The organism is Rhodohalobacter sp. (assembly GCF_041686455.1).
In the GTDB taxonomy this organism is placed as follows: domain Bacteria; phylum Bacteroidota; class Rhodothermia; order Balneolales; family Balneolaceae; genus Rhodohalobacter.
The window spans coordinates 44,927-55,240 of record NZ_JAWLDW010000008.1 but is presented as its reverse complement, the minus strand read 5'-3'; the positions used below and the strand labels follow the sequence as shown (position 1 = coordinate 55,240).

Below are 10,314 nucleotides of genomic sequence, written 5' to 3'. Positions count from 1 at the left end.
TTTAGGACGCCGCCCTTTCACGGCGGTAACACGGGTTCAAATCCCGTACGCGGTACACACCACTTAATCCCAAATTCCACCCGGAGTTTGGGATTTTTTTATTTTCAGGATTCCTTCTGTTTCTACCGACTCTACAGATTGTGGTATGTTTTGAATACTATTCTTGATCTAGGTTGCGAAAGCTGAATTGGCTTCATAACGCAACATTTATTGTCGACTCCAAAGATCGCCGTTTTGTTTTGGGATGAGCCATTTCATCTAGGTTGCGAAAGCAGTATTGACTTTATACCGCTATATACGAAACCGACTCCGTATATAGTGGTATTATTAGGATACTACTTTTGATCTATATTGCGAAAGCAGTGCTTTCGCGGTTCAAATCCCGTACGCGGTACACACCACTTAATCCCAAATTCCACCCGGAGTTTGGGATTTTTTTATTTTCAGGATTCCTTCTGTTTCTACCGACTCTACAGATTGTGGTATGTTTTGAATACTATTCTTGATCTAGGTTGCGAAAACTGAATTGGCTTCATACTGCAACATTTATAGTCGACCCCGTAGATAAGTTTTTATTTTGGATACGACACTTGATCTGCGATACAAACGTTTTATTCTGACGCCACCATTGCTGTAAGAAGCGCAGCTCGATCTAGAGTTTCATTAATAAGAATTTTCTCTGATGGACTGTGAGCCCCTTCACCTACGGCTCCCATGCCGTCTATTGTAGCCGTAAATTGGCTCGTAATGCTTCCGTCCGACCCGCCACCACTTGATCCCTCTTCAATCTTCAGATCAAGCTCCTGAGCACAATTCTGAGCTAGTTTCCACAGTTTTTGATTTTTCTCGTTCTTAACCACAGGTGGCCTTCTTAAGCCACCATCTACTTTAACTTCAGTTTTCCTGAGCACCGGTTTGATACTTTTGACTTTATCATCGATCTCTTCTCCATCTGATTTTTTCATGTACCGCAAATCTACCTGTATTATGCACTCTCCCGGAACTATATTCACCGCCTTGCCACCTGAAATCAATCCGACATTCAGTGAAATTCCATTTTCATAATCATTTAATTCATCTACTTTTTGAATAATATGCGCCATTTCTACAATTGCGCTTGCTCCTTTTTCAGGTTCAACACCCGAATGAGCCTCCTTCCCTGTGACCTTAATTTGATAGCGTCCCGATCCTTTTCTTTCGGTTTTTATTTTTCCTTCCAACCCGATAGACGGTTCAGGTACAAATACGCGATTTACACTTTGTGCGATCTTTTCAATTTCATTCCAGGAATCCCGGCTTCCGGTCTCCTCATCTGACGTGATCATGACTACAGGTCGAAATTTTGACTTCAAATCAAGCTCTTTCATTATCTTAACTGCCAATTGCATCATCACTATACCTGCTTTCATATCATATACTCCAGGACCACGAATCACATTATCATCTATCTTCCAAGGCATCTTATCAAGAGTGCCCACCGGCCATACTGTATCAGCATGACCGATTAATAGCTGATCTTCTTGTAACTCAGAGTTTTCAGGCCTGCAGATAATCTGACCGGCACTTAGTACAGATTCTTTCCACTCAACTTGATAATCCAGCTCTTTAAAGTCTTCTGCAATAGAGTGTAGTAACTTTCTGTTTTGTATGAAATCATCGGTTGGACTCTCGGCCTCCACATACTTTTTCAATCGGTCAACAAACCAATCTTTGCGTTCTGAAACCTTTTCTCGAATCTTTTTATAATCGATCGAATCCATGCTATTAACCTTTTTAAATTCTATTTTTTCGCTAATGCGTAAATTCCGTTGCCTTTTTGATTTACACTATATAAGTCAGCCAAATTCATCAATAAGGTGAAAGGCAGAACCAGCGGATAGTAGATGAGAAGTGGTAAAACTGCAATCATGCCGAGTTTGTTAAACCATAGCATCGGCCACTTTACAGAAAGCACCCAAGCCTTATGTCCCCAAAAACCATATGTATAATGAACTTTTTCAGGGGTTAATCCGGCCTGAATTATTTTATCTGAAATCTCTTCTTTTGAGTATCCCGATCTTGCATGCTCATCCACAAAAGACTCTTCATCACCGGCATCCTCCTCAGAATAGTGAGAAGGTGAATGCATCAAAAAATACCCTCCCGGGTTAAGTAGAGCTGATAGGTTTTGCATTACCTTCACATCCTCTTCTATATGCTCCAATACATCAATACAGATGATTATATCGTACTTCTCATCCGATTTAAATGCAAGCAAATCGGCTTTTTTGATTTGAATCCTGCCATCCTTGATCTGTTCGCTAAAATAGTGCCCGGCATCTCTGAGATAGTCTTCTTTAACATCAACAGCCGTTACTTTCACGTTTCCGAAGGCGTTCAAAATAAATCGATCGTATTGCCCGAAACCCGATCCGGCATCCAAAAGCTGCCATTCCCCTTTCCGATCTATTTTTTTTCCAACACTCCATAGTATCTTTCGAATGTGCCAGCTGCGTAAAAAGAAGAGATCAAGTAAAAAGTAGAAGATGCGTCTCAGGAATTTTGAACTCCGAATGATATTCGCAAAACGGTCTTTAACGGGATCATAGGCAATTCTGCTCATGAGTCTGTCACTTCAGCTACGTTCGGTTTTTGATTTCTCCCATCACCGCGATTCAACAGCTCACCCAGAAATCCAATAGAAAAGAACTGCACTCCCACCATTACAAGCAAAAGTCCCAGAAATAATAGCGGACGATTTGCAAGCGATTCACCTAGAAAAATTTTGATATACGCCAGGTAGAGATTAATTGCAATACCTACAAAGAGAAAGAGTACGCCAAACAGCCCAAAAAAGTGCATTGGCCGGTTAACATAGCGGTTAATAAAAAGCAAAGTAACAAGATCCAGAAAGCCATTCAAAAAACGGGAAATACCAAACTTTGTATGCCCATACTGGCGCGGATGATGCTGAACCACCTGTTCTTCAATTCTGCCAAAACCCTCCCATTTAGCCAACAGCGGGACATATCTATGCATTTCTCCATATAGCGTAATATTCTCCACTACTTCTTTTCGATAGGCTTTCAATCCGCAATTAAAATCGTGTAGTTTAATTCCGGTTACCCAGCGAGTGACTGCATTGAAAAAACGAGACGGGATAGTTTTTGAAATAGGGTCATGGCGCTTTTTCTTCCATCCGCTCACCAAGTCTGCACCCTTCTCAAGTTTTTTGATCATTGCAGGAATTTCGTTGGGATCATCCTGCAGATCGGCATCCATAGTAACTACAAATCGCCCGGTAGAGCGTTCAAATCCTGTCTGAAGTGCATCACTCTTCCCATAATTTCTTCTAAGACGAATGCCGCTTATATACTCATTATCACCGGAAAGTTGTTCAACGATATCCCATGATCGGTCCGTCGATCCATCATCAATGAAAAGAATCTCGTAACTGTAGTTTGTCTTGGCCAAGGCCTTCGTAATTTGATCAGCCAGTTCATCCAAGGAATCTTCCTCATTCAACAGTGGAACCACAATGGAGATATCGGGTGATGTAATTCCGGATTTTTTTGGTAAATCTATTTTTTTTTCCTGCAATGCTTTACAAATTCATTAATTTAACGCACACTCAATGAACGTCAATTTATCTTACGCAGAAAATAAAAGATTTCCACGCCATGAAGAAATTGTATTACTCAATCGGAGAGGTTAGCGAAATAACAGAAATAGAACCTCATGTGCTCCGTTACTGGGAAACCATTTTTGATGATTTAACTCCCAGAAAAAACAAGGCGGGAAACCGAACATACAAAGAAGGTGACATAACCCTTGTCCTGAAACTAAAAAAGCTTATTCAGGAGCAAAAATACAGCACAGCAGGTGCCAAAAAAATAATTGAGGGAGAAGAACCTGATCCAAATACTGAGGCCCCCAAGCCCCTCTCAGCTGATGTTCAGAAAGATCTGAAAGAGGTAAAACTGTTCCTTGAAAAATTAAAAGAGAAACTTTAGGAAACACTTCCCTTCTTTGAAAACCGCACGACAAGGATATAAAGAATTTCCGCACAGATGAGCAAAGCTACTCCCGTCAGGTGGATTACCTGAGCAAATCCCGGCATTCCAAAACGATCAAGTATCACTCCGGCAACTATTTGGAGTAAAATAAGAAATGCTACAGCCCATCCGAGACGCCTCAACAGAGATCCTACTTTATATTTTCTGTTATAATACAGCATTAAGCCGGCCGGCACTACCACCAGCCACGAGAAACTTCTGTGAATCGGGTAGAGCGTACCCACTGAGTCAACCCACTCGCTTCGCGGTAACTCCATGACGTTCTTGGCCACATCAACGGCTTCACGAATCTGAGTACCCATCACCATTTGAATAAGCGTGAGAACCAAAACGGCAATGGAAACTCCCAATAAGGTTTTCCGCTGACTGGCCGACAACTGTATCTTAATTCGCGAATTCATTGCCCTGAATGATGCATACAACAGTGTAGTGAGAATAATCATCGCCAGGATCATGTGCAGTGTAATCATACCCGCACTCAACCCAGAGCGTACAACCTGACCGCCAAGCCATCCTTGAAACAACACCAATACAAATGCAGCTCCGGATGCCACCGTAACAACCGGATCGCTTTTACGGTATCTGAAAGAGATCACAAATGTTGCCGTGATGAAAAGCCCAATCAGAACTCCGACCAACCGATTCACATATTCCAGCCAAGTATGAACGGGGTTGAAAAGAGAAGCATCGTACTGAGCGGGAAGATCTGCAACGTTGGTTGGCGGGATCCACATTCCAAAGCATTGCGGCCAATCTGGACATCCCAATCCGGCACCTGATGCCCGAACCAATCCACCTATAAAAATCAGGATGATTGTTGCAATAACCGTAGTAATAGCCGTTTTTTGATAGAGGTTTAGTTTCATTCTCAATTCACAAAAATGCGTTTATTTGCCGTTGTTATGGCAATTAAATTCAATTATCATTTAAAATCGTTCCTATAGTACGTCTTTATTTTGAAGTGAATATTAAGGTAACATATCATCTTCAAATTCGTTAATTTTGCCCTGCTATAATCCTAATTACAATAATGCAGAACACAGATACCCAAGCTGGGACTCTTCAATCAATTACAGGTACCATCAGCGATTATTATGAGCTGACCAAGCCGGGGATAACTTTTACCGTATTGGCCAGTATGTTGATCGGATTTTTGATGGGAACGGCCGGAAGTATGGATTATACGCTCATGTTCCACGCTATTATTGGTACCTATTTTGTTGCTGCGGGTACGGCTGCACACAATATGTTTCTGGAACACCGCTATGACGGACTCATGAAACGGACCAGCAAACGTCCGTTACCTGATTCGCGAATTTCTCCAAAGCATGGTGTAATCTTTTCTATGACACTCATTTTTGCAGGACTTTTTTATCTGAGTTTTGTTGTAAATCCAGTGGCCGGAGCAGTATCACTTGCAACAGCAGTGATCTACCTATTTATGTATACCCCGCTAAAGCGGATTTCAGCACTTAACGTATTTGTAGGAGCTGTTCCCGGTGCACTACCTGTAGTTGGCGGTTGGGCTGCTGCAACGGGAACAGTTTTTGAACACGGCATGTGGATTCTGTTTGGAATTATCTACTGCTGGCAGATACCGCATGTAATCGCAATAGCCTGGGTTTGTGAAAAAGATTACGATCACGCCGGATTTAAAATGCTGCCGAAAAACGATCCAAAAGGTTTAAAAGCCACACTTTGGGCACTAGTGCCCCTGATTATTTTGATCCCCACCGTTTATAAATTGTATGTAATGGAGCTGATGGGATGGCTGTTTTTAACCGGAGCCATGCTCACCACAGCTACATTCCTCTGGTACGGCATCAAATTCGCCATTAAACGGGATATCCCCACTGCAAAGTCCTTAATGTTCTCTTCCTTTGTATACCTGCCTCTCGTATGGATTTTTGTCTTCCTGGACTGGATGATTCTTTAAGGGTAAGCTGATACTAATCGAACAAAAAAGGCTCGACATCCCTACCGAACCTATCTAAAATTTCTTAGACCTGACAGGTTTCGGAAACCTGTCAGGTCTCGTTCATCAAATCTTATCTAATCGCCGGATAGTTACCTGGATTGGCTTCGTGCATAATGTCATAGACCGCTTCAAAAATATCTTCTGCATTAGGCTTTGAGAAGTAGTCCCCATCGGTGGCGTATGCCGGACGGTGAGGCTGTGCTGTCAGGCACTTCGCTTCTGAATCTAGATAACGGTAGCCTCCCTGCTCGTCAATCACCTGCTGCATCATATAGCCAGTTGCCCCACCGGGAACATCTTCATCTACAAAAAGAATCCGGTTGGTCTTTTTCAGTGAATCCAGAATCATCCCGTTTCGGTCAAAGGGTAAAAGTGTTCTGGCATCAATCAGTTGAACAGAAATACCTGCCTCTTCAAATTGTGGCAGAACAGATTGGACAAGATTAAAAGTTGATCCGTATGAAACGACCGTAATGTCCTCACCCTCTTGCACAACTTCAGGTATTCCAAGAGGAAGTGTGAAATCACCAAGGTTCTTAGGCAGCTTTTCTTTTAGTCTATAGGCATTGAGTGGCTCAACGATGAGCGCCGGATCATCTCCCAGAAACAGGGTATTATAAAATCCCGCCGCGTGTGTCAGGTTTCTCGGAACACAGACGTGAACACCACGAACTCCGTTGATGATCATTCCCATTGGTGATCCGGAATGCCAGATACCTTCCAGTCTATGTCCGCGTGTTCGCACAATCAGCGGATAAGCCTGGCCGCCACTGGTTCTGTATCGAACTGTGGCTACATCATCGCTCAATCCCTGAAAGCAGTAGAGCAGATAATCCAGATACTGAATTTCTGCGATCGGTCGAAGACCTCTAAGTGACATCCCGATACCCTGTCCTAAAATTGTAGCTTCCCGAATACCGGTGTCGCTCACACGCAACTCACCATACTTCTCCTGCATACCTTCCAAACCAAGATTAACATCCCCGAGCTGACCGACGTCCTCGCCAAAGATGAGCGCATTTGGATACTTCTCAAAAATCTTGTCGAAATTATCACGAAGAATAACACGACCGTCCACATTTTTTGTCTTATCGGAATAGGCTGGCTTAACCTCTTCTACATTCAGCGGTGATTTTGGCGTATCGCTAATCATATTGGAATTAAAACGCTGTTGATTCTCCTCCTGTTGATGATCCAGCCACTTGATAAGATCACTTTTTGCACTGGAATCTTTACCTCTCAGAGCAAACAGGGCTTGTCGTCCGGCTGAAATCACATCCTTCCGGATTACGTTATTCTTCCTGCTCAATACCTTTTTGATTTCTTCCAATCTTTCAACATCGTCGTGATTGGAAATCAGACTGTCAATCAGAGCAAGCATCTCATCTTTCTGTTGCCTGATCGGATCCTGATACTCCTGCCACGCTTTTTTCTGAGCCTCACGAACCTCTTTTTTCGCCTCCTCTTCAATTCGATCGAGCTCTTCAGCTTCGATCAGATTCTCCTTCTCAATCCACTTTCTGAACTGATTAATACAGCAGTACTCCTCTTCCCAATTTAGTCGCTCCTCATCCTTGTATCGCTCGTGTGAGCCGGATGTAGAGTGCCCTTGCGGTTGTGTAACCTCTTCAACATGAACCAAAACGGGAACATGCTCGTCTCGCGCAATTTTAGAGGCTTTAGCATAAGCATCGAGAAGTGCCTGATAGTCCCACGCCTTCACGTTTAATATTTCAAAACCGTTCTGTTTTTTGGTACGTTTGAACCCACGTAACACAGAAGATATATTCTCTTTTGTGGTTTGATATTTTTTGGAGACAGAAATCCCGTAGCCGTCATCCCAGACCGAAATTACCATTGGAACCTGAAGAACTCCGGCCGCGTTTATCGTCTCCCAGAAAATTCCTTCGGATGTACTCGCGTCACCGATGGTTCCCCATGCAACTTCATTTCCGTCTTTGGAGAACTGCTTCCAGTTGCTCAAAAGGTCATTTTCGCGATACACTTTTGATGCCTGTGCCAATCCAAGTAGACGAGCCATTTGCCCGGCTGTGGGTGACATATCAGCCGACGTATTCTTCTGAGCAGTCTGATCAATCCAGTTGCCCTCTTCATCAATAAGCCGCGTTGCAAAGTGTGCGTTCATCTGGCGCCCGCCCGAGTTAGGATCTTTCTCCGTATCCGGATTTGCATAGAGCTGTGCAAAAAACTGTTCAACGGTCAGCTCACCAATCGCCATCATAATGGTTTGATCCCGGTAATAGCCGGACCGGAAATCTCCATCTTTAAAATGCTTGGAGAGTGCCAGCTGAGGAAGTTCTTTTCCATCTCCAAAAATTCCAAACTTAGCTTTGCCCGTAAGCACCTCTTTTCGTCCTAGAAGTGACATTTCACGACTTTTGCAAACAAGTTTGTAGTCATTTAGAATGTTATCCGTCTTTTTACTCTTCTTTTCTTTGGACGCTTGCTTGCTCATAGTCTGGAAATATTTACTTAACGTTTCTTACGCAAAAATCTGGCGGCGGAATAATACAACCCTGTGATATAATTTCAAAAAAGATTGAAAGCAATTCTATGTATTGCAGAATCAGTCACTTTTCAACACTTTTTCACCGGCGATCGGTCAAAATCAGGCCAAATTAATTTTGGAATATCTAACTGCCATTACCCCTTACCACAATGGACACAAAGCCGGCACGTTCATCAAATAGAGAATATTAGTGCCTAGAGCTTTGTGACTATCGTGCCTTCGCGGTTGTCTCTGTAAACTTTAATTCCGAATGACCTAATTACCTTCAGTGATAATTTTACGTCATGTTGATCGGGTCGAGCGCTTTCTCCAGCTCTTCGACCGACAGGTCTGTCATTTCCCTGGAAACATCCATAACGGATCGATTTTCAGCAAAAGCTTTTTTGGCAATTTTAGCTGCCTTATCATACCCGATCAGTGGATTCAACGCAGTGACCAGAATTGGATTTTTTCCAACCATTTGGCTAATCACGTCTCGTCTCGCTTCCAGTCCACTCACAGATCTTTCAGCAAAGTTTCTGGCTGCATTGGCAAGAATTTCAATAGACTGAAGCAGGTTGTGAGCTACAACCGGTAGCATCACGTTCAATTCAAAATTACCGGATTGACCGGCTATCGTAATGGTGGCGTCATTTCCGATAACCTGTGCACTTACCATGGTAAGCGATTCTTCAATCACAGGATTTACTTTACCAGGCATGATGGAAGAGCCCGGCTGCAATGCTTTCAGCTGAACTTCTCCCAAACCTCCGTTTGGTCCTGAGTTCATCCAGCGGAAATCGTTTCCAATCTTCATCAGACCAACGGCTAAAGTCTTTAGTTGTGAACTAAGTTCAACCGGAGCATCAACAGTGGCCTGTGCTTCAAAATGATTTTCAGCTTCACGAAATTTTTCTCCCGTTGCCTTTGCAACTTCAGCAGCAAACTTTTTACCGAACTCTTTATGCGTGTTAATACCGGTTCCGACAGCCGTACCTCCCTGTGGCAGTTCCAGCATTCTCTCCAGTGCAGATTCAATTCGTGCGATACCCAATTCAATCTGTCGTGCATATCCGCTGAATTCCTGCTGAATAGTAACCGGCATAGCATCCATTAAGTGCGTTCGTCCGGTTTTCACAACGTCTTTTAGCTCCTCACCTTTCTCTAAAATTGTTTTATGAAGGTGCTTCAGCGCCGGTATCAGATTGTTTTGAACTGCCAGAACTGCTGCCACACGTATCGTTGTAGGAATAACGTCATTTGAGCTTTGCCCGTAATTCACATGATCGTTCGGATGGATAGCTACATCTGTGCTTTCCTTTAGTTCGTTTGCGCGTTTAGAGATAATCTCATTCGCGTTCATATTCGTTGATGTTCCGGAACCGGTCTGAAAGATGTCGAGCACAAAGTCTTCATCAAATTTTCCTTTCATCACTTCTTCGGCCGCAGCCTGAATGGCTTTAGAAATATTTTTATCCAACAGATCAAGATCTGTATTTACCTTTGCAGCGGTGTGCTTAACACGCCCGAGAGCTGCTATAAAATCTCTGTTAAATCGAATTTTACTGATTGGAAAGTTGTCGAAAGCACGTTGGGTCTGAGCCCCGTAGTATGCATCTTTCGGCACTTTAATCTCACCCATAGAGTCTCTTTCAATGCGGAATTCACTCATAATCTTTAGTCATTTTTTTTTAAGTAGTGGTTCGATCTAATAAGTTTTTTCCTTTATTAAACAATAGTTTCTCAGTGAGCTTAATAAATCATTGCCATTA

At 43.0% G+C, this 10,314-nt stretch carries 8 protein-coding genes; 2 read left to right on the top strand and 6 right to left on the bottom strand.

Features of this window, described 5'->3' with window-relative positions:
* Window positions 1-611 precede the first annotated feature (611 nt).
* From ACESM0_RS02235 to ACESM0_RS02225, 3 genes are read right to left on the bottom strand one after another with little or no spacing between them, the layout of a single operon-like run.
* A complete protein-coding gene (locus ACESM0_RS02235) occupies window positions 612-1,760 on the bottom strand; it encodes a M20/M25/M40 family metallo-hydrolase (RefSeq protein ID WP_372903211.1) in 1,149 nt (382 codons plus the stop codon).
* A gap of 20 nt (window positions 1,761-1,780) precedes the next feature.
* Window positions 1,781-2,602 (bottom strand): class I SAM-dependent methyltransferase, encoded by an 822-nt coding sequence (locus tag ACESM0_RS02230; protein WP_372903209.1) that lies wholly within the window; start codon window positions 2,600-2,602, stop codon window positions 1,781-1,783.
* The gene (locus ACESM0_RS02225; RefSeq protein WP_372903207.1) at window positions 2,599-3,579 is read right to left on the bottom strand and encodes a glycosyltransferase family 2 protein; all 981 of its coding nucleotides are present in this window, start codon (window positions 3,577-3,579) and stop codon (window positions 2,599-2,601) included. The genes ACESM0_RS02230 and ACESM0_RS02225 overlap by 4 nt, the downstream gene beginning before the upstream one ends.
* Window positions 3,580-3,659: 80 nt before the next feature.
* Between ACESM0_RS02225 and ACESM0_RS02220 the strand changes: the two genes are divergently transcribed.
* Window positions 3,660-3,992: a MerR family transcriptional regulator gene (locus ACESM0_RS02220; RefSeq protein ID WP_372903206.1), complete on the top strand. Its 333-nt coding sequence runs from the start codon at window positions 3,660-3,662 to the stop codon at window positions 3,990-3,992.
* Here ACESM0_RS02220 and ACESM0_RS02215 read toward each other — a convergent pair.
* Window positions 3,989-4,921 (bottom strand): COX15/CtaA family protein, encoded by a 933-nt coding sequence (locus tag ACESM0_RS02215; protein WP_372903215.1) that lies wholly within the window; start codon window positions 4,919-4,921, stop codon window positions 3,989-3,991. The two genes, ACESM0_RS02220 and ACESM0_RS02215, sit on opposite strands and share 4 nt — an antisense overlap.
* 164 nt (window positions 4,922-5,085) lie before the next feature.
* Between ACESM0_RS02215 and cyoE the strand changes: the two genes are divergently transcribed.
* A complete protein-coding gene (gene cyoE / locus ACESM0_RS02210) occupies window positions 5,086-5,991 on the top strand; it encodes a heme o synthase (protein ID WP_372903204.1) in 906 nt (301 codons plus the stop codon).
* Window positions 5,992-6,103: 112 nt separating this feature from the next.
* On the opposite strand, the gene ACESM0_RS02205 is transcribed toward cyoE, so the two are convergent.
* Together ACESM0_RS02205 and ACESM0_RS02200 are read right to left on the bottom strand one after the other, a co-directional pair.
* Entirely contained in the window at window positions 6,104-8,509 is a 2,406-nt protein-coding gene (locus ACESM0_RS02205; protein WP_372903202.1) for a thiamine pyrophosphate-dependent enzyme, read from the bottom strand.
* Between the two features lie 331 nt (window positions 8,510-8,840).
* Window positions 8,841-10,214, bottom strand: coding sequence for a class II fumarate hydratase (locus ACESM0_RS02200; protein ID WP_372903200.1), 1,374 nt, complete (start codon window positions 10,212-10,214; stop codon window positions 8,841-8,843).
* Window positions 10,215-10,314 lie beyond the last annotated feature (100 nt).